Source organism: Bifidobacterium scardovii JCM 12489 = DSM 13734, from assembly GCF_001042635.1.
GTDB classification, from domain to species: Bacteria; Actinomycetota; Actinomycetes; order Actinomycetales; family Bifidobacteriaceae; genus Bifidobacterium; species Bifidobacterium scardovii.
In genome coordinates this window covers 2,824,623-2,850,413 of the sequence record NZ_AP012331.1, presented here as the reverse complement: position 1 = coordinate 2,850,413, position 25,791 = coordinate 2,824,623, and the positions used below count along the sequence as shown (strand labels likewise).

The 25,791-nt window shown below is 66.0% G+C and carries 20 protein-coding genes and 1 pseudogene; 14 read left to right on the top strand and 7 right to left on the bottom strand.

Annotation, left to right across the window (positions count from 1 at the left end):
- The first annotated feature begins 84 nt into the window (after positions 1–84).
- From cbiM to BBSC_RS11550, 3 genes are all read left to right on the top strand, one after another.
- Entirely contained in the window at positions 85–1,158 is a 1,074-nt protein-coding gene (gene cbiM, locus BBSC_RS11560; protein WP_197074429.1) for a cobalt transporter CbiM, read from the top strand.
- 111 nt (positions 1,159–1,269) lie between these two features.
- A complete protein-coding gene (locus BBSC_RS11555; RefSeq protein WP_033519425.1) occupies positions 1,270–2,109 on the top strand; it encodes an energy-coupling factor transporter transmembrane component T in 840 nt (279 codons plus the stop codon).
- Between the two features lie 34 nt (positions 2,110–2,143).
- Positions 2,144–2,974, top strand: coding sequence for an energy-coupling factor ABC transporter ATP-binding protein (locus BBSC_RS11550; protein WP_197074430.1), 831 nt, complete (start codon positions 2,144–2,146; stop codon positions 2,972–2,974).
- Between the two features lie 336 nt (positions 2,975–3,310).
- Here the strand turns inward: BBSC_RS11550 and BBSC_RS11545 are convergent, their stop codons facing one another.
- The 3 genes from BBSC_RS11545 to BBSC_RS11535 form a co-directional block, all read right to left on the bottom strand.
- Positions 3,311–4,063, bottom strand: a complete 753-nt coding sequence (locus tag BBSC_RS11545) for a hypothetical protein (protein WP_033519443.1) — start codon at positions 4,061–4,063, stop codon at positions 3,311–3,313.
- 4 nt (positions 4,064–4,067) lie between these two features.
- On the bottom strand, positions 4,068–5,318 hold the full coding sequence (locus BBSC_RS11540) for an NUDIX hydrolase (protein ID WP_051923133.1): 1,251 nt from the start codon (positions 5,316–5,318) through the stop codon (positions 4,068–4,070).
- Between the two features lie 159 nt (positions 5,319–5,477).
- Positions 5,478–7,715 (bottom strand): RNA degradosome polyphosphate kinase, encoded by a 2,238-nt coding sequence (locus BBSC_RS11535; protein ID WP_033519427.1) that lies wholly within the window; start codon positions 7,713–7,715, stop codon positions 5,478–5,480.
- 1,112 nt (positions 7,716–8,827) lie between these two features.
- On the opposite strand from BBSC_RS11535, the gene BBSC_RS11530 reads away from it, so the two are divergent.
- From BBSC_RS11530 to BBSC_RS11490, 9 genes are all read left to right on the top strand, one after another.
- Positions 8,828–9,940, top strand: coding sequence for a hypothetical protein (locus BBSC_RS11530; RefSeq protein ID WP_051923132.1), 1,113 nt, complete (start codon positions 8,828–8,830; stop codon positions 9,938–9,940).
- The gene (locus BBSC_RS11525) at positions 9,937–10,965 is read left to right on the top strand and encodes a CpaF family protein (protein ID WP_033519428.1); all 1,029 of its coding nucleotides are present in this window, start codon (positions 9,937–9,939) and stop codon (positions 10,963–10,965) included. Before BBSC_RS11530 ends, BBSC_RS11525 begins: the two co-directional genes overlap by 4 nt.
- Positions 10,962–11,612, top strand: a complete 651-nt coding sequence (locus BBSC_RS11520) for a pilus assembly protein (RefSeq protein ID WP_231649003.1) — start codon at positions 10,962–10,964, stop codon at positions 11,610–11,612. Before BBSC_RS11525 ends, BBSC_RS11520 begins: the two co-directional genes overlap by 4 nt.
- 92 nt (positions 11,613–11,704) lie before the next feature.
- Positions 11,705–12,283: a type II secretion system F family protein gene (locus tag BBSC_RS11515; protein ID WP_051923131.1), complete on the top strand. Its 579-nt coding sequence runs from the start codon at positions 11,705–11,707 to the stop codon at positions 12,281–12,283.
- A gap of 253 nt (positions 12,284–12,536) precedes the next feature.
- A complete protein-coding gene (locus BBSC_RS11510; protein ID WP_374042852.1) occupies positions 12,537–12,758 on the top strand; it encodes a DUF4244 domain-containing protein in 222 nt (73 codons plus the stop codon).
- Between the two features lie 61 nt (positions 12,759–12,819).
- Entirely contained in the window at positions 12,820–13,173 is a 354-nt protein-coding gene (locus BBSC_RS11505; protein WP_033519447.1) for a hypothetical protein, read from the top strand.
- A gap of 135 nt (positions 13,174–13,308) precedes the next feature.
- Positions 13,309–13,788 carry an Rv3654c family TadE-like protein gene (locus BBSC_RS11500; protein ID WP_081892849.1) on the top strand — a complete coding sequence of 160 codons (480 nt, stop codon included), beginning with the start codon at positions 13,309–13,311 and terminating at the stop codon, positions 13,786–13,788.
- Between the two features lie 148 nt (positions 13,789–13,936).
- Positions 13,937–15,136 (top strand): diacylglycerol/lipid kinase family protein, encoded by a 1,200-nt coding sequence (locus tag BBSC_RS11495; protein ID WP_033519430.1) that lies wholly within the window; start codon positions 13,937–13,939, stop codon positions 15,134–15,136.
- A gap of 114 nt (positions 15,137–15,250) precedes the next feature.
- Positions 15,251–17,857 (top strand): glycoside hydrolase family 2 TIM barrel-domain containing protein, encoded by a 2,607-nt coding sequence (locus tag BBSC_RS11490; RefSeq protein WP_033519431.1) that lies wholly within the window; start codon positions 15,251–15,253, stop codon positions 17,855–17,857.
- Between the two features lie 16 nt (positions 17,858–17,873).
- On the opposite strand, the gene BBSC_RS11485 is transcribed toward BBSC_RS11490, so the two are convergent.
- The 4 genes from BBSC_RS11485 to BBSC_RS11470 form a co-directional block, all read right to left on the bottom strand.
- Positions 17,874–18,458 (bottom strand): TetR/AcrR family transcriptional regulator, encoded by a 585-nt coding sequence (locus tag BBSC_RS11485; protein ID WP_033519432.1) that lies wholly within the window; start codon positions 18,456–18,458, stop codon positions 17,874–17,876.
- Between the two features lie 177 nt (positions 18,459–18,635).
- Positions 18,636–19,106: a GNAT family N-acetyltransferase gene (locus BBSC_RS11480; protein WP_169742223.1), complete on the bottom strand. Its 471-nt coding sequence runs from the start codon at positions 19,104–19,106 to the stop codon at positions 18,636–18,638.
- Positions 19,107–19,135: 29 nt separating this feature from the next.
- Positions 19,136–19,405 carry a type II toxin-antitoxin system TacA family antitoxin gene (locus tag BBSC_RS11475; protein ID WP_033519434.1) on the bottom strand — a complete coding sequence of 90 codons (270 nt, stop codon included), beginning with the start codon at positions 19,403–19,405 and terminating at the stop codon, positions 19,136–19,138.
- Positions 19,406–19,567: 162 nt separating this feature from the next.
- Entirely contained in the window at positions 19,568–20,395 is an 828-nt protein-coding gene (locus BBSC_RS11470) for an aldo/keto reductase (protein ID WP_033519435.1), read from the bottom strand.
- A gap of 584 nt (positions 20,396–20,979) precedes the next feature.
- On the opposite strand from BBSC_RS11470, the pseudogene dnaX reads away from it, so the two are divergent.
- Together dnaX and recR are read left to right on the top strand one after the other, a co-directional pair.
- Positions 20,980–22,273: pseudogene (gene dnaX / locus BBSC_RS12950) on the top strand (DNA polymerase III subunit gamma/tau); the annotation flags it as partial.
- A 2,740-nt stretch (positions 22,274–25,013) separates the two neighbouring features.
- Positions 25,014–25,616, top strand: coding sequence for a recombination mediator RecR (gene recR, locus BBSC_RS11460; RefSeq protein ID WP_033519436.1), 603 nt, complete (start codon positions 25,014–25,016; stop codon positions 25,614–25,616).
- Positions 25,617–25,791 lie beyond the last annotated feature (175 nt).

Here is a 25,791-nt window from a genome sequence, read left to right as displayed (position 1 = left end):
TCGAATCATAAGTGTGATATTACTTGCCGCGTTCATGGGCGCGGATGATCGCTGCGCCCGGCAACCACAAGAAGGGAGTCGGAAATGGTCGGTGCGCCTGAAACCGTAACGCTCGCGATGCATATTCCGGACAATTTCATTTCGCCGTCCACCGGAGCGGTGTTCTACGTGATCATGATCCCGATCTGGGTGCTGTGCTTCCGCTACGTGGTCCAGCACAGCACACCGGAGAAGATGGCGTATCTGGGGGCCGGCGCCGCTTTCTCGTTCCTGATCATGATGTTCAATGTGCCCACGCCCGGCGGCACCACCGCGCACGGCGTCGGCGGCGCGCTGATCGCCCTGCTGCTCGGCCCGCAGTACGCGACCGTGGCCGTGTCCGTCGCCCTGCTGCTGCAGGCGCTGCTGTTCGGCGACGGAGGCCTGATCACCCTGGGCACGAACTGCTTCAACATGGCGTTCGTACTGCCGTTCACGGCCTACGGGCTGTATGTGCTGCTGCGCAAGGTGCTGCCCGCCGGCTGGAAGGAGCGCGTGGCCGAGTTCGTATCCGGTTACATTGGCATCTCGCTCGCCGCGCTCTGCGTGGCGCTTGAGCTGGGCGTGCAGCCGCTGCTGTTCAGGGCGGCCGACGGCCAGGCGCTCTACTTCCCGTTCTCGTTCGCGGTGACGATCCCCGCCATGCTGATCCCGCATCTGGCGGTCGCCAGCATCGTCGAGGGCTTGGTCACCGTGGTGGTCGTGGAATTCGTGCGCCGTACGGCTCCTGAGATCATCGAAGCCAACGCCCGCGCCTCCGCGGCAACGTCGGTGGCCGATGGGGGAGGCAGGCAGGCGGCCCACGCCGGTCTGCGCAGGTCCGCATGGATCGCGCTGGCCGTCGTCGCGCTGCTGTCGCCGCTCGGCCTGCTGGCCACCGGCGACGCTTGGGGCGAATGGGGCGCCGAGGACTTCATGAGCGCCACCGGACTGGATTACGTGCCGCAGTACATCGCGCACGGATTCTCGTGGAACGCGCTGTTGCCCGACTACTCGCTGCAGGGCCTGCCCGACGTCGTCGGCTATATCCTGTCCGCGGTGATCGGCATCGCCGTCATGGTCATCGTCTTCCGCCTGCTCGCGCTCGCCGCGCACGATAAGAGTGCGAAGACCGCCTGAGCGTCCCCTGCGCATCACCGGCTCCCCTCGATTCGGGGGAGCCGTTCGTGCGACAGTCGGGCGTGACTATGGATGCCATGGATGAGGGCAATGGACGTAAGGGAGGCGTGGATGGATCGGAGAACGTCGATCGGCGCGGATGCCGTGCTGCCGGAGTGGCTGCGCGGGTCCGAACGGTATGATCCGCTGCCGGACAAGTCATCGTTCATCCAGCACAATCTAGAGCATCTGGGTGGCATGCTCACGCAGATCGGCGCCGCCCTGCCGGTCGGCGGCAGTGCCGTCGACCGGGCGCTGTGCTCGGTTTCGCCGGCCGCGCGCATGATCGGCGTGCCGGTCGCCATCGTGTGCGTCAATATCACGCGCAACATGCTGTTCTCCTACATCATGCTCGCGCTGGTATTGGTGGCGATGGCGTTGCGCCCCGCCTGGCTGATCAAGGCGATTCTCGGGCCGACGCTCGCCGTGTGCGTGCTGAGTCTGGTGGTCGCCTTGCCTGCGGTGTTCGTCGGGCAATACAGCGCTCCGATCCGGCTGGTCGTGAAGGCCTTCGTCTCGGTGTCGCTGGTGATCGCCCTGGCCCGGACGGTGCCATGGAACCGGCTGATCGCCGGGCTGCGCGGCGTCGGCGTGCCCGATGCCGTGATCTACGTCTGCGATGTGACGATCCAGTTCATCGACATTCTCGGCCGTTCGATGCTGCAGCTGCTGGACGCGCTCCAACTGCGCAGCGTGGGCCGCGACTCGCGCAAGCTCATGTCCGCCGGCCGGCTGATGGGCGCGCTGTTCCTCCGTGCGAACACGCAGGCCCGCCAGATGGCCGAATCCATGCAATGCCGCGGCTTCGACGGCAGGTATCGCATCCGCCATGAGCGATTGCTTACCTGGCGCAACGGCGTGTATCTGCTGGGTGTTGCGCTTATGGTGGCGCTGGCCGTGTATCTGGGGTAGCGAAATCTGAGGAGCGAAACGGATGGTGATGAATATGTTTGGTCATCGGCCGAACAGGGCCGCGAGAATGCGGCCGGATGAATCGTGGTTCGGCGGCGATCCATTGGTGTCGCTGGAGCATATCGATTTTTCGTACCGGGACATGGCCGGCGCCTCCTTGCCGAGCGGCGGCGCGGACGATGCCGGTGCGGCTGGTGCGTCCGGTGCATCCGGTTTGACCGGCGCCGGCGCGCATCCGGTGTTGCGCGACTTCTCCATGACCATCGCGCGCGGCGAATGCGTCGCGCTGCTCGGGCCGAACGGCAGCGGCAAGACCACGATCATGCGTATGATCAATGCGCTTGAATTCCCCGACGCCGGCACCTACCGTTGCGGTGGCACGCCGGTCACGCGCGCGGCGATCGAGACGAAAAACAGCCTGTTCGCCAAGGCGCTGCATCAGCGGATCGGATTCGTGTTCCAGAACTCCGACACCCAGCTGTTCTGCCCTTCCGTCGAGGAGGAGATCGCGTTCGGGCCGATGCAGATGGGTTTGCCGGATGCCGAGGTCGACCGCCGCGTGGACGATATGGTCGCCCTGTTCGGCTTGGAGCGGTTCCGCCAGCGTGCGCCGTACCATTTGTCGGGCGGGGAGAAGAAACGCGTCGCCATCGCCTGCTGCATGTCGATGAATCCCGATCTGCTGGTGCTGGACGAGCCGACCGACGGCCTTGACGAGCGCAATACCGACGTGGTGGTCGATGTGCTGCGATCGTTCGTGCAGGCCGGCAAAACCGTCCTGTTCTCCACGCATCACCATGACATCGTGGAGCGGATGTCCCCCCGCATCATCGCCGTGCATCCGATCGACGCCGAGCCCGAGTAGAGGGACCGGGAAGGGGACTGGGGAAGAAGAGAAGCGCCGAACCGTGAAAGCGCCTGTCGGCGCAAAGGCCGCTCGCAGCGGCAAAAAATGGAGCCCGGGGCTATGCACGGCCCGACGCGAGTTTTAAGTATAGCGTTTCGCAGCACGTTTCGCCCCGCGCGTGTCCCCCGATGGTCGTTGTATTCTGGCTCCCCTCTTGGAGGGGAGCTGGCCGCGAAGCGGTCTGAGGGGAGCATTACCACGAACGTCTGAATCAAGCCGATTCGCATGCGCTCCCTTCAGTCGGCTACGCCGACAGCTCCCCTCGCTGAGGGGAGCCAGAGTATTAGTGGGATACTAGTCGAGCTTGCCGCGACGCCATAGGCTGGCGCCGTGGCGGAAATCCTTGGCGGTGACGAACAGGTTGCCGGCGGTGTGCAGCAGGCGGGCGGCCTTGGTGACGTGCTGCTTGCCCTGCGCGGAGCTGGTGGATCCAGTGCGGGCCGTTCCTCCGGAAGCGTTCGCCGGGCCGGCCGCGCGGGCCGACATGCGCTTGGCTTCGACGCGCAATCCCAAGGCGACCACGTCGGTGAAGGCGGCGGCGCGCTCCAGCGCAACGGCGAAATCGCCGGTGAAGGCTCCCGCCAGAATCGAATCGGCGGTGCGGGCGATGTCGTCTTCGGTGGGGGCGGCGTCCACCCCGGCGATCGCGGACGCCGCGGTGGCGACCGGTTCGCCGACCCGCCACAGACGCGCGATCGAATCGCGGTTCTTGCGCATCCATGTGCGCAGCATATACAGCCGCCACAGGATTCCGGGCAGCGAGTCCGGCTCGGAACGGCTCCAGAGTGCGGCGATCACGTCCACGCCTTCATGGTCGACCAGCGTGAGCACACGGGAGACGATCTCCGGGTCGGCGGTGTGGTGCACGCGGTCGAGCAGCGCCGCGGCCGAAGCGTGGCTCATCTCGCTGACCGCGCTGGGGTCGGAGCCGCCGGCGATGCCTTCCACGATGGCCGGGTCGAGCTGGCCGGGGCGCGACGGGCGGGGCGACCCGGTATGCGTGAAGCCGGTGCGGCTGGACACCACGGAACCGGAACCATATTGCAGGGAATTAGTAGACAAGTGGGGCAACCTTCTGGATATCGATGATGCGCGGGCCCTGAGGCGAGTCCACGACAAACAAGGCTACCGCGGTGGCGGTGGGCATATAGGGCGATTTCGCGATGAGCCGCTTCGTCAGCGCCCCGGAAGCGCACAGGTCGCGCAGATGCTCGAAGATGCCGCCGATCACCGGGCGATGCATGCATATCGCGGTGGTCTTGCGTCCGGCGAGCGTGTGGCGGATCTCTTCAAGGAAGCATTGCCACGCGCGGTCCGGATTCTCGGCGAACGCGTCCTCGGTGAGGGCGTCGAGATGATGCATCGGCCGGTCGGTCTGCCACGAAAGGACATGCAGCGTCTCCTGGCAGCGGATCCATGGCGACGTGGCCAGCCTTGTCGGGTTGTAGCAGGCGAGCTCCCGGTTCAGCGCGTACGCCGCGGCCGCCCCGCGCGGCGTGATCGGGCGATTGGCGTCGGTGCCCTTCCAGGTCTTGCGCGCTTCGGCCTTCGCGTGCCGCACGATCAGGATGTTCTGCGCCTCGGCGGCGCCTTCCTGCAGGCGGTCGACGAACAGGGCGAGGATGTCCTTGTCGGTGGAATGCGAAAGGATCTTGCGCGCTTCGATGACCGACACCCAGATGATGTCGTCGATTTCGCCGACATCGGCCCGGTGCACGGGGCCGAACGCGTCGATGAGATGCTCGGCGTCGGTGGGGGATATCGGCTGCGCCATCCAGTAGAGAATGTGCTTGGTGTCGAGCGACCGGTCCGTGGAACGGCGGGTTTTGCGGCCCTCCTCGCTCAGCGGGTACTCGACCTCGCCGAGGTACGGGCCGAGCTGCACGCTGAGCCCGGTCTCCTCGCCGATCTCGCGCACGGCCGCATGGCGGTGGGATTCGTTGAGCTCGAGCTTGCCTTTCGGCCAGCTCCAATCGTCGTATTTCGGCCGGTGGACGATGCAGACCTCGATGCGATCGAGGATGTCCGGTTGGTCGACCGGGGGGCGGTGATGCTTGGATTTGCGCGAATGCTTGCCGGCCGCGGCATCGTCGTTCTTGGTGCCGTCAGCCGTGGTGCCGTCGGCTGCCGTGGGTTCCTCCGGACGGCTCGACTCGCCGATGCCCTCGGACGCGCCGGCATCGGCGTTGGGGGAGATATCGGGATAATCCGAGGGTACGTTGGCGGGTGACGCGGCCGAACCGGCGTCGTCCGAGCCGTCCTCGTCGATGATGCGGTAGAGAATGCCGCCCGCCGCTTCCACAATATGTCTCACGTTACTGCCCATTCCTCTCATTGTATTCCAAGCGCGCCTTGCTCTACGTAGTTTTTCCGCTGACACGACGATGGCCGGCCCCTTCACGGGGCCGGCCATCGATATTCACGGCGTCAGCCGTCGGCGCGCGGTGTGCGCCCGGCTGGTTCAGTTGTTGGTGCGCGGGCGGCGCTGATGCTTCTTGATCAGGTACTCCTGGCTGTCGATCAGCGGGTTGCCGTCGTCGCCGCGCGAATGGCGCACGTACGTGCCGTCCGGCTGCATGTGCCACGACACGGTCGTGTCGGCCATCTGCAGGTCGACGTACCTGATCAGCTCATCCACCTGCTCCGGTGCGGTGACGCGCACCAGAGCCTCGACGCGACGGTCGAGGTTGCGGTGCATCAGATCGGCGGAGCCGATCCACACCTCGGGGCCGGAGATCGGGCCTTCGCCGATCTGCGGGCCGTCGGAATTCGCGAAGGCGTAGATGCGGCTGTGCTCGAGGAAGCGGCCGAGGATCGAGCGCACGCGGATGTTCTCGCTCAGGCCCGGAACGCCCGGCTTGAGCGCGCAGATGCCGCGCTCGACGATGTCGACCTTCACACCGGCCTGGCTGGCCCGGTACAGCGCGTCGATGGTCTTCTCGTCGACGATCGAGTTGACCTTGATCTTGATCCACGCTTCCTTGCCCGCCTTCGCGGCCTCCTCCTCGCGGCGGATGCGCTGGATGAGGCCGGAGCGCACGGTACGCGGCGCGACCAGCAGGCGGTGGAAGCTCGACTTCGGCGCGTAGCCGCTCAGCTGGTTGAACAGACGGGTCAGGTCCTGGCCGACGACCGGGTCGCAGGTCAGCAGGCCCAGATCGGTGTACAGCCGGGCGGTCTTCGGGTTGTAGTTGCCGGTGCCGACGTGGCAGTAGCGCTTGAGGCCGTCCTGCTCCTGGCGCACCACCAGGCTCAGCTTGCAGTGGGTCTTCAGGCCGACGATGCCGTAGACCACGTGCACGCCGGCGCGTTCGAGCTTGCGCGCCCACGCGATGTTCGCGTCCTCGTCGAAACGCGCCTTGATCTCGACCAGCGCCAGCACCTGCTTGCCGGCGTGCGCCGCGTCGACCAGCGCGTCGATGATCGGCGAGTTCGACGACGTGCGGTACAGCGTCTGCTTGATGGCCAGCACCTTCGGATCGGCGGCGGCCTGCGCCAAGAACGCCTGCACCGACGTGGAGAAGGAGTCGTACGGATGGTGCAGCAGGATGTCGCGCTCGCGGATCGCGGCGAAGATGTCCTGCGCGCGGCTCGACTCGACCTCGGCGATCTGGCGGTTCGTGGTCGGGATGAACGGCGGGTACTTGAGATCCGGGCGGTCGATGCCGCCGAGCTCGAACAGCACGGTCATATCGAGCGGAGACGGCAGGCGGTAGACCTCGTCGGGGCTCACGCCCAGCTGATCGGCGAGCAGCTGGGAGAGGAACGGGCTGGTCGCGTCGGAGATCTCCAGGCGGATCGGCGGTCCGAAGCGGCGGCGCAGCAGCTCCTTCTCCATGGCGTTGAGCAGGTTTTCGGCATCGTCCTCTTCGACGTCGATGTCCTCGTTACGGGTGACGCGGAAGGAACGGGCCTCCTTGATGATCATGCCCGGGAACAGGGATTCCAGATGGGCGATGATCAGGTTCTCCATGGTGATGAACCCGTAGCGCACATCGCTGGCCTCGTCCTCGGTCATGTCGTCGACCGGGACCAGGCGGCTCAGGTTGCCGGGGATCTTGACGCGCGCGAAGTGGGACTTGCCGGAGTTCGGATTCTCCACCAGCACGGCGAGGTTGATCGAGTTGCCGGAGATGTACGGGAACGGATGCGCCGGGTCCACGGCGAGCGGGGTGAGCACTGGGAACACCTGCTGGCGGTAGTAGCGCGACAGGCGCTCCTGCTCGGCGGCGGTGAGCTTGTCCCAGCTCAGCAGCACGATGCGTTCTTTGGCGAGGTCCGGCAGGATGTGGTCGATCACGTAGTGCGCGTGCTCGTCCTGCAGGCGGTGCGCCTGATCGCTGATCGCGCGCAGCTGTTGGCGCGGGCTCAGGCCGCTGGCGGCGGTGACGGCGATGCCGGAGTTGATGCGGCGCTTGAGGCCGGCCACGCGGACCATGAAGAACTCATCGAGGTTCGATGCGAAGATCGCGGCGAAATTCGCGCGCTCGAGGATGGGCTGGTCCTCGTCCTCGGCGAGTTCCAGCACGCGCTTGTTGAATTTCATCCAGCTCAGCTCGCGGTCGAAGAAACGATCGGCCGGCAATGGCTGTTCGTCGGGCCGCGTATCGCGGCGGTCATTCTTATCCGTTTCGGCGATATGCTCCGCGATCTGACTGCGGAGAATCGCCTTCGAGGGTGCGTCAAAAATCTGTGCCATACTGTCCTACTTTATGCGCTTGACCGCGCGGCATGCCAGCGGACGTCTCAGAATTCAACGGTAGTTCACACTTCTCGGGGAAAGACGCCGATATGGGGTGCATCGGGCGTGATATCGGGGTCCGTTGGGCGGGTATCGGGTACGTAGTTTTAGTATGGTCGATGCGTGGCGCGTGGCGGCCCGATCCAGGGTTGGTCGCTTCGCGGCTGCCGCTTCGCGTCAGGGGTGTTCCATATGGGGATGAAATGAACATGCCCTGCCTTCGACACGCCGGGAATCTTGCGCGAAGCGCACAAAAAGCATCAAATAACCCGTTCGATGCGATCATGACATGCCAATTTCCTCCCTTTCTCATGGGATAGCGAACACTTGTGCAAATATGCGAACATGCTCCCCCGTCAACTTGCATGACACCTTCCGGGCGTCTAAATTATGAGGTACCAAGAGAACTGAACAGGGCAGAGCCCACAAAGAGTGTATGGTCACAAAGGACTGTTACGTTGAACGGGCATTGGAAAGACTTACCGTTACGACGATGAAGTTGTGCAGAGATTCTGCTCCAGCTGCTTTTGGTGAAAAGACCCGCTTCGGCGGGTCTTTTCTTTGTTTCGGGGCACGCCGGTTCCGATGCAACCGGGAAACACGATTCACGCTTCCCGGGCCATGCTCTTGGTCTGTCTCGCAAATGATTGGGTGGTTCACGCTCCCGCTGGATGGGCAATCCTGTGGATTGCCCATAGCAGTGCGCGAAGCGCACGTCGCATGTAATGTCGGGGGCCGTCGACGCAGCCGACTGGGGGTGGTCGGAAACACTACAACATCAAGCATTCGACCACCTTCCGGCGCTACACGCCACCTCCCGGCGTTATATGCGACGTGCACTTGCGTGCGCTGCTATGGATAGCCCACAGGGCTATCATCCAGCGGGAGGATCAACCACTCAGCCATTTGCGAGGCAGACCACTCTGGCCGCGGTGTCTCGCCGCCCACCGGGCATGTGGATAGACACGCCGAGTGTGGATAACTTCCAAGCCTTCGACCACAGCCGCCGGTTACGGTGGCGCGGTCGGGCGCGGTCGCGGTTCAATCGGCGCATGGATACCACTACGCATATGAACGGCACGCATGCGGCCGGCACGAAGAACCAGACCGCAACGGCGGCCGCACAACCTGGCGCGCCGGTGCCTCCCGCCACGGTGCAGCGGTATTATTCGCCGGCCGTCCAACACCGTATGCCGGCAATAACGGACGAGCGCCAATACCAGTACGGGCTGTCGCCGCAGACGCAGGCCGCATATGGCCGGGCGGACCCGCCGGGGCCGCCCTGCCGGGTCGCGGTGAAAACCGGGTTGCGGAATGCGGTGGTGTGCACCGCGGCCAGCGGCGGGATCGGGCTGAGCGTCATCGTCGCCGTATTGTCCCGCGCGCTGCGGGAGCGGGACCTGGACTGCGCATTGATGGATGCGGATTTTCAGGGCGGTGGCCTGGACGTGCTGCTGGGCATCGAAAACGAACCGGGGCTGCGGTTCGGGACCATTCAGGCGCCGTTGGGCCGTATCGACGGCGATGCGCTGAACGCCGAGCTGCCCGTATGGGACGGTGTCCGCGTGCTGGCGTTCACGCCGTGGGGCGGCGACGCACCGGATCGGTGGCAGGTGCAGGCGGCAACGCGGGCGCTTTGCGAGTCCAACCGCGTGGTGGTCGTCGACGCCGGCCGCAGCTCGGGACTCGATCAGGTGCCCGAGCTGGCCGAATCCGCCCATATGGTGGTTGCGGAACTGACGGTGCTTGGATTGGCCCGGGCGAAGGCGCATATCGCGACGATACGCGGCGGCAGGCTCGGTGGCAGGTCCGATGGCCGGTCCGCGGCGGACTCCGCAAGTCCTGGCCTTGGCGAAGGGCGGCCGCCCTGCGAGGGAGAGGGCAACAGCACGCTTCGTAGCGTGGCCGCCGGCCTGCGCCCGCGTGACGGCGATCTTCTGGTGGTCGGCGTGCAGCCGCGCAGCGCGCCGAGAAACCATACCGGCGTGGATGTGCGTGAAGCCGAGGATTACCTGGGGTTGCCGATATCGGGGCCGGTGCGGGCGAGCCGCAAACTGTGCGGCGACGTGCTCAACGGGCTGGGCATCGATTCGCTCGGCAAGGCCAATCGCGCGGTGATCGAAGCGGTGGCTGATTGGGCCGAAACCCGCATCGCTGGCCGGCGTCAAGGCGGCGAGCCATGAGCGAGCTGGTGTTCGGGCCGTTGGAGGGCGTGGCCGGCGACCCGTCCGTCACTGATGTGGTGGTCACCGGCGAGGGGCGCATCTGGGTGGACCGGGGCGGGGGAATGCGCGAATACCAGCTGCCGATTCCCTTCCGGTCGGCGCGGATGGTGCGTGACTACGCGGTGCAGCTGTGCGCCCAATTGGGTCGCCGGCTCGACGACGCATGCCCGATCGCAGATGCGTCCTCCGTCGACGGCATCCGCGTGCATGCCGTGATCGAGCCTCTGGTGCCGCAGGGGGCGGCCATATCGATTCGTTTCCCCAGCCGGTCGCCGCCGACTCTGCAGTCGCTGGCGATTGCCGGATTGTTCCCCGCGCCGTGGTTTCCCCTGTTGTGCGCGCTGGTCAGGCGCCGGGCCACCATACTGATCACCGGAGGCACCGGCGCCGGCAAAACGACGCTGCTGAAGGCGCTGCTTGGGCTGTGCGGCCCGGACGAGCGCATCATCACGGTCGAGGAGGTGAGGGAACTGGGCGGGCTGGATCCGGGCAACCGCGTATCGCTGGTCACGCGCGAGCCGAATGTCGAGGGGGCCGGGGCGGTCGGCCTGCCGGACCTGGTCAAAGCCACGCTGCGCATGCGCCCGGACCGCGTGGTATTGGGCGAATGCCGCGGCGAGGAGATCGCCGACCTGCTGCGCGCGTTCAACGCCGGCCATCATGGCGGTATGGTCACCCTGCACGCGGACGGGGTCGCCCGAGTGCCCGCCCGCCTGGTGTCGTTGGGCTTGCTCGCCGGTCTGTCCCCCGAGGCGCTGGCGATGTTCGCCGAAGGCGCGTTCGATGTCGTGCTGCATGTCGAACGCAGGGGATCGCGCCGCTATATCGGCCAAATCGGCTGCCTGACGATGTCGGAGGGATGGCTCGGAGGCCAGATGCTCGCGGTCTGGAACGGTGCCGGCCAGCCGGTGGCCGGGCCGCTATGGGAGCGGTTCTGCGCGCGATGGATCGGTCCGGTCCAAAGAGAAGGAGGTCGCCAATGATCGGCATGACCATATTCGCCGCGATGGCCGCGGTGACGGCGGCGGCATCCGTGGCGTTGCGCCCGAGCTCTCGATCGTCGGCGATGCGGCGGCTCGCCGCGATGCAGGGCAACCCGGAAACGCCGCGGTTGAGCCGCATCGGCATCGCTGCGGTGATCGCCGGCGCATGCGCGATTCTGCGCGGAGGCGGCACGCCGGTCGAGGCCTTTGAAGAGCAGATGGGGCGCCGTTTCGCCGTTCCCGGAATCACGCCATCGCGTATGCGGGCGCTGCTGGCCTCGCGCGCGCTGCCCAAGGAGACCGACCGGCAGACCGATCAGGTGGCGAACGACATCGCCGTGGCCTGCAATCTGAGCGTGATGTTGGGGTGTCCGGCCGTGCGATGCTTGGAAGCCGTTGGCGAAACCTATCGCCGCAGCCGACTGGCGGAGGACCTGCGCTCGCAGGTGTTCGCCGTGCCTCAGGCCACGGTCCGTCTGCTTTCGGCGCTGCCGCTCGGCACCGTGATGATGGGTGAGCTGCTTGGATCAAGGCCGCTGGCCTTCCTCCTGGCCACGGCTCCGGGACTGATGTGCCTGACTTTGGGATCGTGCTGCTACGTGGCGGGTCTGATGTGGATGCGGGCGATGCTGCGCGACATGGGTTGATGCGGACCGGCCTCGGAACTGTCTGGAACTGCACGAAACTGTCCGGAACTGCCAGGGGCGGTGCGTCGCCGGAGTGGATATGGAGCGGTGATATGGCATATGGCGGCATGGCGTATCTGTGGATATGCGCGTTGGTGTCGGCGTGGTGCGCCGGCTGCGCGGTATGGCTGCGAACGTCGCCCGCGGCCCGCCTCGCCGGCCGCGGGATATCCGCGGAACATCGCTCTCTCGAAGTATCGACGACGTTGGTGTTGGCGCTGTTCATCGTCGCGCTGCGGCAGGGGACGTCGATTCCACGCGCGTGCGGCGCGGTCGGCGATGCGGCCGGCGGGGCGATCGGAGCGGGCCTTGTCCGGGTCGGCGAGCGTCTGAGCCGTGGTGCGGATTGGCACGAGGCGTGGCGCGTGGCTGGCGCCGACGAGCCGGAATCCGATGCGGCGCATGTGTTCCGAATACTGGAGGAGTCGCTCGAACCGTCGTGGACGCGCGGGGTGTCGCCAATCATGCGGCTGGAAACCACGCTGGAACAGTATGATGCGGACGAGCGATCGCGCATCGAAGCCGCGTCCTCGCGCCTGTCGGTGCGCCTATTGATACCGACGGCGCTGTGTTTTCTCCCTGCGTTCGTGTTCATCGGCGTCATCCCGACCGTCGTCTCCTTGGTGATGTGAACCGCGGATGGAGTCGCCTCCATTGCCCGACGGTTATCCACAATCGCTGTGGACGGACACGCCGAATGTGGATAACTGCCGACCCTTCGACCACATGGCCCGAAATGCGCTCGCGGGTCAGCGGAATTCGTCCATAGTGGTCAGCACCCGATCAATCGGTCGGGGCCGAAACCAGGAAAGGAACGCTATGAGTGCCGTAGTACCAATCAACATCGATGGCAGACCCGGGCTGCTTGTCCAAGCCAAGCAGGGCATGGAGGATCTGGTCGAACGGGCCAGGCGCGAATCGTGCATGATCGATGCGCGTCTGCGCACCCTGACCGCGGAACCGGAGGAAGGCGCCGCGACGGCGGAATACGCCGTGGTCCTTATCGCGGCCACCGGCTTTGCCGCGCTGCTGGTCGCGATTCTCAAATCCGACGCGATCAAGACCCTGCTGACGAACATCGTCAAGAAAGCGCTGAATGTCGGGTGACCGCATGGGCGGGCGCCGGTTGAACACATCGTGCAAGGCGCCACTGCGGCTGCGTTTGCGGATGCTGGCCGCTTGCCATTGCCGGGCTGATGAGGGAGCGGCCACCGCGGAATTCGCGGTGGTGCTTCCCGTCGTTGCGGCGCTGGCGGCCCTGCTGCTGTGCTTGTCACGGACCGTGATCGTCACGATGGATTGCCAGGACGCCGCGGCTTCGGTCGTTCGCGAATTGGTGGCGTATGGCGTCGACGCCGATCCGCGTGCGGCGGCACGGGCGGTCGCCGGTGACGGGTCCGCGGTCGACGTGAGGTATGAAGGCGATCGGGTGACGGCGACGGTGCAGTGCCCGGTAATCCCGGATCCGTTGGGCGTGCTGCCGACGGCGGTGCGGGGAACCGCGACGGGAATCCTGCCATGAGGGCGCGGGATGCGCCGTGACGAGTCACGGCAATGGGGCGATGCCGTGATGGCAACGGGACCGGATCCTGCATCCGGGAATGTCGGAAATGTTCCATGGGAATGGGGTGACGTCATGAATCCGGGGGATGAGGACATGAATCGTGACAGGCGGAAGGCCGGAACGCAGCCGTCTGCCGCCGGTGCTGCGGGCACTGCTGGAGTCGCAGGCATCGCCGATGGCGTCGGCAGCGCCGATATCACCGGTGCTGCGGGCACCGCTGTCCTCGCCGGCAATGCCGACATCGGCTCAGGCACCATGGCCGGCATGATGCTGGTGATGGTTGCGGCGGTGGCGCTGGCGATCATCGCCGCCGCGGGCAATCTGCTGATCTGCCGCTCGCAGGCCAGAGCGGTGGCCGACCTATCGGCCATCGCCGCCGCGGTGGCCCTGCGCGACGGTTCGGGCGATCCGTGCGCGCTCGCCGAGCGGTCGGCTCAGCTCAACGGCGCGGCCCTCGAATCCTGTTCGATCGACGGTGAAGACGTGCGGCTCGCCGTGGCGGTGCGCACGCGGGTGCCATTCGTGCCGAACATATCCGTGCGCTCCAGAGCCGGGCCCGTCGAATGCGGCTGACCTGGCGGCCCCTCCGGAGGGGCGCGAACCGATCAATCGTGCACGAGGCGAACCGCGCTGGCGGTGGCGGCGTGTGATTGTCCTAACATTCCGGGCAAATCCGTCCACACGATTGGCATGAACGGTCCGGTTGGTTTATCGTGGCGATATGAGCGAGGAACGAACTGTTGTAGCGATGATCGGCAATCCGGTCTCCGACAAGGGCAAAGGTGCCCGGATCGATGCGCAGGTGCTTGATCTGCTGTCGCAGGCCGGGCGGCGCCACGGATTCGACATCATCGACATCACAGGCGCGAGCTTTGACGATTCACTGCGCAAGGCGCGCGAAAAGCACGACGAGTACCGCTATCTGGTGGTGGTCGGCGGCGACGGCATGATCGCCTTGGGCGCCAATGCCGTCGGGTGCAGCGGCACGCCGCTGGGCATCGTCGCCACCGGTTCCGGCAACGACTTCGCGCGCGGTCTCGGTCTGCCCGTCAACCGTATCGAAACCGCGGTCGAAGGCATCGTCGGGGCGATCGTGCGCGGCAGCCACATCGATGTGGACATGGGGCGCGTGACGTCATTGCCCGGCGGGTACGCCGTCGACGCATCGACCGGGAACCTGCTGTCGTCCGGTCGGGACGATAACCAGGGCGACGCCGCCGGGGCGGTTGCCGATGCGGCTGACGGTGCCGCCGGCAATGACGGCGCGGACGGCGCCCAGACCGTCGCCCGGCCGCCAATCGACCGGTATTACGGCGGCATGCTGTCGTGCGGTCTGGATGCCAGCATCAACGACAGGGCCAATCACTCCCATCTGCCGGGCGGCTCCCTGCGGTATTTCGTGGCGGTGCTCATCGAAGTCACACACATGAAGCGCTACGGCTACCACATCAAGGCCACTCTGGCGGATGGAACCGTGGAGGAGCGCGACATCGTCTCGCCGATGCTCACCGTGGCCAACTCGCGCCATATCGGCGGCGGGCTGGAGGTCTCCCCGTATTCGCGGTTCGCCGACGGGCTGCTCGACCTGATCTGGATCGATCACGTTCCCGGACCGATCGAGATCGCCGACGCGATCTCCAAAGCGTACAACGGTCGACTGATGGCCTCCAAGGTATTCGGATGGCAGCGCGTCCGCTCCATCGAGATCACACGGGCCGCCGAGGGGGAGGAACCTCCGGTGCTGATGGCGGACGGCGAGTACATCGGCCATCTGCCGGTCACGGTCACCGCGCAGGACCGGGCATTGCGCGTGCTGGTGCCGCCAGCCGTGGCCGCGGCGCATGCCGAGGACGACGGCACCCGGGTGTTGGAAGCGATCAGCCGGGACGGGCGCGACCCGATCACCGGCGAATTCGCGTAGGCTGCAACTGCAGTGGAGCGGGCGGGCTGTGCGCTCTGCCGCAGCGTACCGTGATCCGATGCATCCGGGGCGTTCGGGGTCTGCCCGGTTCCGCTCTCCATAAGGACTACCGCAATGCATGCCATTGAATTCAACCACGACTGGTCCTACCGCCACCTTGGCGCCGCGAGCGAGCCTTTCGTGCCGGTGACGATTCCCCACGATGCGATGATCGGGGAGAAGCGCAGCCCGCTCGCCGCGAGCGGATTCAACTCCGGCTGGTTCGAAGGCCGCGACTACGAGTACGTGCGCCGGTTCACGCCGCACGCCTCGCTTGCCGGAAGCACGATGATCCTCGAATTCGAAGGCGTGTACCACAACGCCGAAGTGTGGATCAACGGGGAGCGGGTTGCGTTCCGCCCGTACGGATACACGAATTTCACCGTCGACGCGACCGATCGTCTGATCGCCGGCAGGGAGAACGAGATCCGCGTGATCGCGCGTAATGCCGACCAACCGAACTCCCGCTGGTACTCCGGCGCGGGCATCTACCGGCCGGTCACGCTGTGGGTGGCGCCCCGCGAGTACATCGCGCTCGACGGCGTGACCGTGTGCACGCTGAGCATCGGATCGCCCGATGCGGCCGACGGCGAGCGTACCGCCCGCGTGGGAATCACGGTCGACACGACCGCCGCCGGCACGGTGAGCGTCGACGTGCGGCGGCATGCCGGCGCCCCGGCGAGCGCGGATGATTCCGCAAGCGCGGCTTGTGGGCAGGCCGCCGCGGTGGAGGGAGCGGCGGAAAACGGGAGCTGCCGGGCCGTGCTCGAGCTCGACATCCCGGGCGCGCGACTGTGGTCGCCGGACCGGCCGAACCTGTACGCGGCCCATATCCGCTATCGGTCCGAGCGCACCGGTGCCGTCGACGATGCCGACGTGACCTTCGGCATCCGCGAGATCGCGTGGGGCAGCGGCGGTTTCAAGATCAACGGCGAGCGCGTGATCATCCAGGGCGCGTGCCTCCACCACGACAACGGCATCCTCGGCGCATGCGCGTATGCGGACGCCGAGGAGCGCAAGATCGCGCTGATGAAGGCCAACGGCTACAATGCGGTCCGTTCCGCGCACAACCCGTGCTCGAAGGCGCTGCTCGACGCGTGCGACCGGCTCGGCGTCCTGGTCATGGACGAATACATCGACCACTGGTACATCCACAAGACGCAGCACGACTATGTCGACTATTTCGACGAGTGGTGGCGCCGGGATCTGACCGACATGGTCGTCAAGGATCGCAACCATCCGAGCGTCATCCTGTATTCGACCGGCAACGAGGTGAGCGAGACCGCGCAGAAGCGCGGCATCGCGCTCACCCGCGAGATGACCGGCTTCCTGCACCGGCTCGACCCGGCCCGGCCGGTCACCTGCGGCGTCAACATCTTCTTCAACTTCCTGAATTCGATAGGCTTCGGCCGGTATTCCGACGAGAGGGCCGCAAAGGAGGCCGTTGTGGCGGAACGGCGCCGTGCGGCCGGCGAGACGGACGGCCGGCACAAGGCCGTTGGCAGCGAATTCTTCAACACCATGGCCGGCGTGCTGGGCGCCGACTTCATGAAGACCGGCGCCGCGCTGCCGTTCTGCGACCGGGTGACGCGCGGCGCCTTCGCCGCGATGGACGTCGCCGGCTACAACTACGGCATCAAGCGCTACCGGCACGATCTGAGGAAGTACCCGCGCCGTCTGATCCTCGGCTCGGAGACCTTCTGCTCCGACGCATACCGGTTCCGCGAGCTCGCCAAGCGGAATCCTCGCCTGATCGGCGATTTCGTGTGGTCCGGCATGGACTATCTGGGCGAGACCGGCGTCGGCGCTTGGGAATACGAGGACTACGCCTCGCTCTCCATCGGATACGGGTGGCTGACCGCCGGCTCGGGGCGCGTCGACCTGACCGGCAAACCGCTCGGCGAGGCGCGCTACACGCAGGTCGCGCTCGAGGCGGCGGCCGGGCCGTTCATCGCGGTCTGCCCGGTGAATCACACGGGCGACAGGCATTCGCCGAGCGCTTGGAAGATGAGCCATGCCGTCGAATCCTGGAGCTGGAACGGCTGCGACGGGCGCAAGGCCAACGTGGAGGTGTACGCGCGGGCGGCGACAGTCGCGTTGCTGGTCAACGGGCGGGAGGTCGGACGCAGATCGCCGAAGCGCGACTGCATCGTGCGATTCTCCTGCACGTATGAGCCGGGCTCCCTCGAAGCGATCGCCTACGATGCGGACGGCCGGGAAATCGGGCGTCATGCGCTGGCCAGTGCCTCGGATCGCACCGAACTGCGCGCCGAACTCGAATGGGTCGCAGGTATGGTCGACGATTCCTGCGGCGATGCGGATGGCCGTCCGGTTGGGTCGAGCGGTCCGGCTGGGTTGGTCGGGTCGGCTGGGTCGTCGGCACGGTGCGTGCGGTCCGGCCGCCTCGCATTCGTGCGCGTGCGCTACACCGACGAGCATGGCATCACCAAGCCGCTCGAACGCGGCACGCTGCGCGCATCCGTCACCGGAGGCGACCTGCTCGGTTTCGGCTGCGCGGCGCCCTGCAACAGGGGCAGCTTCGTGACTGGCGAGACCGGCACCTACTACGGCGAGGCGCTCGCGGTCGTGCGGGCCGGCGAAGACGCCGCCCCCGGGGATGTGGTCACCGTGAACGTCACCGATGGCGCCCATACCGCCGCCCTGACCGTTCCCGTCGGCTGAGCGTTCCTTCTGCTTTCTACTTCACGTACTCCTCGATGTGCAGGATCTGCGCGGCGACGCGCTTGATCACGTTGTCCGGGGTGTCGGGGTGGAGCCTGATCATCGAGATCAGGCCGACGATCAGCACGTACATCGTCTCGTGCACGCTGTGGATGGGCAGTCCGTGCATCCTCTCGAAGTCGAGCGCCGTGGTGTTGCAGATGTAGTCGGCGATGCGATCGGCGATGCGGTCGATGAACCTGATGTACAGCTCCGCATTGCCCGCCTGCATGAGCCGGGCGCTGAACGGCCCTTCGTCGGCGATGATCGCTCGGGTGAGCCGCACGATGTCGCCAAGTGCCTTGTCGATGTTGCCGGCTTCCCGCGTGGCGTTCCACCGTTCGAGCTTGGCGAGCATGTCGTTGATCGTGTCGTTGATCACCGCGTCGGCCACGGCGTTCTTGTCGGGGAAATAGTGGTAGAACAGCGACCGTGTCATGCCGGCGCGCTCGGCGATGCCGCTGATGGTGAGCTTCGAGAATCCGGTGTCAAGGCACGTCTCGCGCGCGGCCCGCACGATTTGGGCGCGCCGTGCGTCCGCGGCGGATGATGTGTCGGTCATGATCTCCTCCGTATTCGGGTGGCGATGATGTGTGCGGGCTCTTGATTGTTGGGGCTGATTGTTGGGGCCGGTGGACGTCAATGCCCAAGGTGCTCGGCCGTCTCCAGTGTAGATCGATCGTTGACGATGTGTCAACATGCGGGGCGGTCGCCCTGTTCAACAATGACGGCCCGTGGATTACGCGAGCCGCAGATACATGCTGTTCGATCCGGGGATCGGGCAGAATCCGAAATGTTCGTAGAACGATCGCGCGGAATCGTCGTATGGTTCCACGATGATCGCCCTCGACCCGAGTTGCCGGCTGATGCGCCGGGGCCGCATGATGGCATCCTGCAGGAGCTGCCAGCCCAGACCCTCGCCTTGGCATTGGCGGGATACGCCGAGCATGCCGATGAGAATCGCTGGGATTCTGTCGGGGGTGTTGCGACGCAGCCACCCTCCGGCAACGGATGACCGTTCCACGGAGTAGGCACTGAGCGTATAGAATCCGGCGACCTCCTGCGGGGCGTCGGATTCCGTCGCGTCATCGACGAATGACGCGTAGACGACGGCGGTGCCATATTGCGCCGCGCTCGGCGCCCGTTCGGCTGCCCATGCGTCGATCGGCGGAACGCCGCATGAGAATCCTTCGAGCGTTTCCCCGGGCATCAGTCGCCGTGGCTGGTGAACATGATGGGCTACGACCATTTCGGGTCCCTTTCCATCAGTTCTTTGGCGGCCTCCGGGACCGACTCCTCCAGGGCGGCCGAGAACGCGTCAAAGGCTTCGGTCTCCAAACGGAGTGTGGTGGCGTCCTCGATGTCGCGGCGGGCGGCGTCGAGCAGATGCTGCGCGGTCCACTGGGTCAGTGTGGAGCCCTTCATCGCGGCCGCGCGCTCGATGAATTTGCGCTGCTCGTCCGTCAGCCGTATGTCCAGCCTGGAAGTCTTCTGTGATGCCGTCGCCATGCTGATAATTGTACGGCAAAAATACGTACATGTAACGGTGGGGTGTCGGGTGGCATGCGGGTAGACGCAATGGGCTCCTGTCCTCGGCTGTTCCGAGGGCAGGAGCCCATCATCTGTCGCCGGGCGCGGCCGTATGCCGGATTCGTCGGGGCCGCTCGGTTGTCAGAAGCTGAAGTTGTCCGGGTCGGCGCCGTTGCGCTTGCCGGTGCTCAGCGTGTTGATCGCGCTCATGTCGGCGTCGGTCAGCGCGAAGTCGAACACGTCGATGTTCTGGCGGATGCGGTCGGCGTGGGTCGACTTCGGCAGCACGACGACGCCGCGCTGGATGTGCCAGCGGATCACGACCTGCGCGGCCGTCTTGCCGTACTTGGCGCCGATCTCGGCCAGCAGCGGGTCGGTGAGCAGGTTGCCACCGGTGCCGCCGAGCGGGCTCCACGCTTCGGGCGTGATGCCCTTGCCGTGCAGGTAGTCGACCAGCTCCTGGTTGGTGAACTGCGGGCTGGATTCGACCTGGTCGGCGGCCGGGACCACATCGCTGTTCGCCAGCAGCTCGTTCATATGGTGCTGGTGAAAGTTGCTCACGCCGATCGCCTTGGCGCGGCCGCTCGCGGCGATCTCCTGCATGTCGTCCCACGCCTGCTGCCAGCCGTCGGCCGGCCAATGGATCAGGTACAGGTCCACGTAATCGAGTCCGAGGCGGTCTAGGCTCTCGCCGAACGCGTCCTTCGCGCGGTGGGCGCGGATGTCGTCGTTCCACAGCTTGGTCGTCACGAACACGCTGCCGCGGTCCACGCCGGAACGGCGCAGTCCCTCGCCGACCGCGCGCTCGTTGCCGTAGACGCAGGCCGTGTCGATATGCCGGTATCCCACCTCCAATGCCGCCTGCACTGCGGCGGTCGTCTCCTCGCTGTCGGGCATGCGGAACACGCCCAACGCCACCTGCGGAATGGATGTGCCGTTATTCAGTAGGATCGACGTCTGCTCTGCCATATCGCTCGCTTTCGCTCGTATGAATGCCGTTACTCGGCATTGTAGTGCGGTGCGGGCGTGCGATCCGGGTTCAGCCGTCCGCACAGCGGCCGCGTGGCGGCGGAGCCGATACGCCGGTGCCGACGGCTGGTCGGTGCCGTCTTTGTGCTGGTTGGTTGTGGGATGTTCGCGCCGTGTGATGGCAGAGGCGTCTTTTTGGAGGTACCCCTAGTGGGAGGTTGCTGCCGTGGTGTGGTTGATCCTTCTCGTTGATGGTTATGTGTGGGAGAGACTGGCCGCGTGGTGGCGTTGTCATCTCGCTAGGGGTGCTCTTGCCGAGAGGTTCCTGCCGCTGAAAGGCTGGTCTGTCTCCGTGGTGGTTGCCTGTGAGATGTTGCTGCCGCGGGGTGGCGGTGTCGTCTCGGTAGGGATGTTCTTAGCGAGAGGTTCCTGCCATTCTGCGGCTGATCCTTCTTGCTGATGATTACGCGCGGGAGAGGGCAGCCGCGTGGTGGCGGCTTCGTCTCATTCAGGGTGCTTTTGGTGCGAGGTCCCGTCCGGTAGGCGCGTCGTCCGGGTTGCCGGGTTGGGGTAGGTTGGAGCCTATGGCACTTGCACTGTATCGACGTTATCGACCGGACACCTTCGAAGGGGTCATCGGGCAGGATCAGGTCACGGTCCCGCTGATGCGCGCGCTCGACGAGGGCAAACTCACGCATGCCTACCTGTTTTCCGGGCCGCGCGGCTGCGGCAAGACCAGCTCCGCCCGCATCCTTGCCCGCTGCATCAACTGCGTCAAGGGCCCGACCTCGCACCCGTGCGGCGAGTGCGAAAGCTGCAAGGATCTGGCCACCGGAGGCCCGGGGTCGATCGACGTGGTCGAGATCGACGCGGCGTCTCACAACGGCGTCGACGATGCCCGCGAGCTGCGCGAGCGCGCAGGGTTCGCGCCGGCCCGCGACCGATACAAGATCTTCATTCTCGACGAGGCCCACATGGTCACGCAGCAGGGCTTCAACGCGCTGCTCAAGATTGTTGAGGAGCCGCCGGAACACGTCATGTTCATCTTCGCGACGACCGAACCGGACAAGGTGATCGGCACGATTCGCTCGCGCACCCACCATTATCCGTTCCGCTTGGTGCCCGCCGAGGTGATGGGGCCGTATCTGGAGACGATCTGCGAGAAGGAGGGCATCAAGCCGGAGCCCGGCGTGCTCAAGCTCGCGATGCGCGCCGGTGGCGGCTCGATGCGCGATACGCTTTCCGTGCTTGACCAGTTGATGGTCGGGTCCGTGAACGGTGTGATCTCGCACGATTCCGCTGTGGCGCTGCTTGGATTCACGCCGGAGGCCTTGATCGGCGAGGCGGTCGACGCGGTGATCGACCGCAACGGCGAAGCCCTGTACGGGGTGATTCAGAAGGTTGTGGTCGGCGGCTTCGATCCGCGGCGGTTCGTCGAGGATCTGCTGGCGCGCGTGCGTGATCTGCTGGTGCTGACGCTGGCGGGCGACCGCGCCGAATCGGTGCTGAGCGACACCGCCGAGGGCGAGAACATGGGGGACCTGCATCGGCAGGCGTCTGCGCTCGGTCTGCCAGTGCTGACTTCGATGGCAGACATTATCAATACGACGTTGGGCAATATGACCGGCGCGATTTCGCCGCGCATGCGCCTGGAGCTGCTCGCCGCGAGGCTGCTCGCCGGTCGGGAGAACGCCGGGGCTGGCGCCGGCATTGGCGGCGGTTCCGCGTCCGCTGGATCGTTTGGAGGGGCATCGGCTGGAGCCGGCGCTGGCACGCCGGGAGAGGGGGCTCCCGCCCCTGCCCAGCGTGGCGGTTTTGCCGGATCGTCGCGTCGTGGTGGATTCGCCGGTGCCTCGCGTAATCAGCAGGGGAATGCGGGTGCTGCTTCGGCGCAGAACCACCCCCAGTCGGCTGCGCCGACAGCCCTCCGGGCCTGCAATCAGGGACAGCCTCCGGCCGCGCATTCCGGCGCGACTGTCGTCGCGTCCTCGCCTACGGACGCCACCGGCGTCCGCTACACGGCTCGGCCCGCCAGCGGGGGCGGGAAGTCGTGGGCGACATCCGATGCGGAAACAACTGCGGGGAAGGCGTCGGCTCCGGTTCGTGCCGGTGGCGCGGCCTCCGCTAGTGAGGATGCCGGTGGCGTGGCCGCCGCTGGCGTGGCGGGTGGCCAGACGGACTCCGGCCAATCCGCCGCCGCTGAGACTGCTGCGACTTCGACTGTTTCTTCGGCTTGGGGAGCGAACCAAGGCGAGGCTGCGCCGCATCAGGGTGCATCCGGTTCGGGAACTCCGGCGCCGCAATCGGGGTCGGACCAGGCGGCGGGGGCGACCCCGCATGGTGGTTCGGCGCAATCCGGCACCCGGAATCAGGCCCCGGTCCCGGCGTGGGGAAGCCATAGCCCGTCCGCTGGCGCGGCCCAGCAAGGTACTTCGTCCCAAGGTCAGGCGTCCCAAGGCCAGTCATCTCAGGGACAGCCGGCGGCTTCGGCCGGTGCGTCGGCTGCGGGTGTTCCGTCCGGACCGGACAATCGCACGCCAGACCAGAAGTGGGATGCCGCGGTGGCGTCGCTACCCGAGGAAATCCGCGAATATGTGTCCCGCGACAAGGTGCCGACCGTGGCGTTCGAGACGAATGCGATGGGCAAGTCCCGCCTGTCCATGACCTTCGACCGGGCGCTCAGCCAGCATGCGTTCGCGCTGGCCGTTGCCACGGATGAGGAAAACAGCGGCAAGAAGGCGTCGATCGTTGTGCTTGAGGCAGTGCGCAAGCAGTTCGGCGCCGCCACCATGATCGCCCCGACTCCGGTTGCGGCGAACGGCGAGAAGGTCGAATCCACCAGGCGCATGACTCCCGAGCAGCTGACGCAGGTCAAGAAGCAGATCGCACTGGCCAAGGCCGGTTTGGCCGCCGCGGGGCTGATGAATTTCGGATCTGCTCGCAAGCCGTCGGAGTCGCGCGAACAGCATGCGGCCAAGGCCGAGGATGCGTCAGCGGCGGATGCTGATGACGCCAGCCATCGAGCCGGCGGAACTCATTCGGCATCCGGGGCGGCGACGCCCGGGGAACCGTCCGGCGCGGGCGATGCCCGGCCGGTGACATCCGGTCAGGCGACGGTGACTCAGGGAGCCTCCGGATCATCGACGCGTGGTATTTCGCGAAAGACTGAGGTTGCGGGAGCGGCCGCTGGCTCGTCGGTCGATCCTCGTGACGAGAATCCGCATACTGCGGACGATCATGCGGCGGGAGCGGCGAACGCGCACGACGCGTCCGCCGGCGTGAATGACGATGAGGAGGATCCGTGGCTGCGCCCGTCCTCGGCGTCGGTTCAGTCGTCGGTTCAGTCGGATGCGGAGACGCGGCCGTCCGAACGTCCCGTCGTCTCGGCGCAGGACCGTCAGAGCACGGCGGCGCGGCAGGACTCGGCGTCATCGACCTCGATGCCCGCCGCACAGACGCCATCCGCGGGGGAGGGTCACCATACCAAGCATGTCGCCGTACCGGATCTGAGTGATGACACCGACCCGTGGGCGGCGCCGGCCCAAGCGAAGGCATCGCCGGCGACCGGGGCCGCCATGACGGCACCTGCCGTGCCGAAGACCGCTGTTGGCGGTGCCGATCCGTGGCAGCAGCCGAATCAAGCCGCCTCGGCACCGGCGAACGCCGCTCCGGAGGTGGATCCGTGGCAGCAGGGGCCGGCCGTGGCGACTGATCCCTGGGCGAATCAGCAGGTTCCTCCGCCCGAGGAAGCACCGATGGATGATGACCCGTGGGGTCAGCAGCCGTCCGCTCCCCGCGGTGGGCGTTCCTCGTTCCGTGATGGGGGCCGCCCGGGAACGCCGGCGCAGGGCATGGCGGATGATTCGTGGGGGCAGACGGCTGGAACGCCGGCCGCGGCTCCGGCCGGTTTCGCCGAACCGAATGCATCGGGCATGCGACCGGGCGGCTTGGGCAATGTGGTTGCCGGTGTAGGTGCCGGTACGGGCCGGGGTGCAGCCACTCCCGGTACGCCGGCCAGCACGCCGAGCGTTGACCCCGATGAGGACGAGTATTCGATGAGCGACGAGTCGCTCGGCTCCGCGACCGCGATGAGTCTCGACGATCTCAAAAAGTTCTTCGAGGTCAAGAAAACCGAGAATTTCGCCGCCGACGACCCCAAGAACCCCAGAAACATCGCGCAATCCAACAAGCACGACGACTGACGGCACTACAGCCCGCCCGCTCAGCCGGCACATCACCCTTGGCTCCCCTCTCTGAGGCTGAGCCGTCGAGCAAACAGCGGAGCTGTTTGTAGGCGAAGGCGAGCCGGCCGGCGAGCAGGTGATCTGCGGCTGTAGGCCGTCCATGATTGCCGGACGAGCTGTCCGCGTAGTGGACTGAGGGGAGCACTGCCGCAAGCACCTCATAAAGCCCTATCGTGCCGGAATCGACATGCTCCCGCTGGCGGGAGCTGGCTCGCGAAGCGAGACTGAGGGTGGTCCATAGAGGGCGGTCCATACGTTACGCGGTGCATACGGTGCGCCCCAGACTTCGCCGCCAACCCCAGCATCACATACTGCGCGCGTTTGTAGAAGCCCGTGAGGCATAATGAACCACGCGGTATCTGCAAGGAGGAACCATGGCTTTGGCGTATGACGGCGCGATCCAGCGACTGATCGATGCGTTCGCGCATCTGCCCGGCATCGGGCCGAAGGGCGCTCAGCGCATCGCGTTCCATATGCTGTCGGCCTCCGACGAGGAGGCGCAGCAGCTGATCGACGCGATCACCGAAGTCAAGGAAAAAGTGCGCTTCTGCGAGATCTGCGGCAATGTGTGCGAGTCGAGTCCCTGCCCGGTATGCGTCGATCCGCGGCGCGACCGCAGCATGATCTGCGTGGTCGAGGAACCCAAGGACGTGATGAGCATCGAGCGCACGCGCGAATACCGCGGTCTGTACCATGTGCTCGGCGGGGCGATCAACCCGATGGCCAATGTCGGCCCGGCCGATCTGAACATCCCCGCGCTGCTCGACCGTTTGAAGACCAACGAGGTGCAGGAGGTGATCCTCGCGCTCGACCCGAACATCGAGGGCGAAGCCACCACCACATATATGAGCCGGTTGCTCAGTCCGCTGGATATCAAGGTCACGCGGCTGGCCAGTGGTCTGCCGGTCGGCAGCGATCTGGAATACGCCGACGAGATCACGCTCGGTCGCGCCCTATCCGGTCGCCGCGAAGCCTGAACCCAATCGAACGCATCGGTTCTGCCCCGCTGGCGGAAGACTGTCGGCGCAGCCGACTGGGGGTGGTCTACACCCGAAACCCCGTTCAGACACAGACACCAATAAACATATCAATTAAACATATCAATGTGATAACAAGATCGAATCATGGTGTAAATTAGTTCGATGTTGTGCA

What these genes read in the sequence shown, in the direction of transcription:
- cbiM (WP_197074429.1), top strand. Translation starts at nt 85, where the DNA reads ATGGTCGGTGCGCCTGAAACCGTAACGCTCGCGATGCATATTCCGGAC.
- BBSC_RS11555 (WP_033519425.1), top strand. Translation starts at nt 1,270, where the DNA reads ATGGATCGGAGAACGTCGATCGGCGCGGATGCCGTGCTGCCGGAGTGG.
- BBSC_RS11550 (WP_197074430.1), top strand. Translation starts at nt 2,144, where the DNA reads ATGTTTGGTCATCGGCCGAACAGGGCCGCGAGAATGCGGCCGGATGAA.
- BBSC_RS11535 (WP_033519427.1), bottom strand. Translation starts at nt 7,715, where the DNA reads ATGGCACAGATTTTTGACGCACCCTCGAAGGCGATTCTCCGCAGTCAG.
- BBSC_RS11530 (WP_051923132.1), top strand. Translation starts at nt 8,828, where the DNA reads ATGAACGGCACGCATGCGGCCGGCACGAAGAACCAGACCGCAACGGCG.
- BBSC_RS11525 (WP_033519428.1), top strand. Translation starts at nt 9,937, where the DNA reads ATGAGCGAGCTGGTGTTCGGGCCGTTGGAGGGCGTGGCCGGCGACCCG.
- BBSC_RS11520 (WP_231649003.1), top strand. Translation starts at nt 10,962, where the DNA reads ATGATCGGCATGACCATATTCGCCGCGATGGCCGCGGTGACGGCGGCG.
- BBSC_RS11515 (WP_051923131.1), top strand. Translation starts at nt 11,705, where the DNA reads ATGGCATATGGCGGCATGGCGTATCTGTGGATATGCGCGTTGGTGTCG.
- BBSC_RS11510 (WP_374042852.1), top strand. Translation starts at nt 12,537, where the DNA reads ATGGAGGATCTGGTCGAACGGGCCAGGCGCGAATCGTGCATGATCGAT.
- BBSC_RS11505 (WP_033519447.1), top strand. Translation starts at nt 12,820, where the DNA reads ATGCTGGCCGCTTGCCATTGCCGGGCTGATGAGGGAGCGGCCACCGCG.
- BBSC_RS11500 (WP_081892849.1), top strand. Translation starts at nt 13,309, where the DNA reads ATGAATCGTGACAGGCGGAAGGCCGGAACGCAGCCGTCTGCCGCCGGT.
- BBSC_RS11495 (WP_033519430.1), top strand. Translation starts at nt 13,937, where the DNA reads ATGAGCGAGGAACGAACTGTTGTAGCGATGATCGGCAATCCGGTCTCC.
- BBSC_RS11490 (WP_033519431.1), top strand. Translation starts at nt 15,251, where the DNA reads ATGCATGCCATTGAATTCAACCACGACTGGTCCTACCGCCACCTTGGC.
- BBSC_RS11485 (WP_033519432.1), bottom strand. Translation starts at nt 18,458, where the DNA reads ATGACCGACACATCATCCGCCGCGGACGCACGGCGCGCCCAAATCGTG.
- BBSC_RS11480 (WP_169742223.1), bottom strand. Translation starts at nt 19,106, where the DNA reads ATGCCCGGGGAAACGCTCGAAGGATTCTCATGCGGCGTTCCGCCGATC.
- BBSC_RS11475 (WP_033519434.1), bottom strand. Translation starts at nt 19,405, where the DNA reads ATGGCGACGGCATCACAGAAGACTTCCAGGCTGGACATACGGCTGACG.
- BBSC_RS11470 (WP_033519435.1), bottom strand. Translation starts at nt 20,395, where the DNA reads ATGGCAGAGCAGACGTCGATCCTACTGAATAACGGCACATCCATTCCG.
- recR (WP_033519436.1), top strand. Translation starts at nt 25,014, where the DNA reads ATGGCTTTGGCGTATGACGGCGCGATCCAGCGACTGATCGATGCGTTC.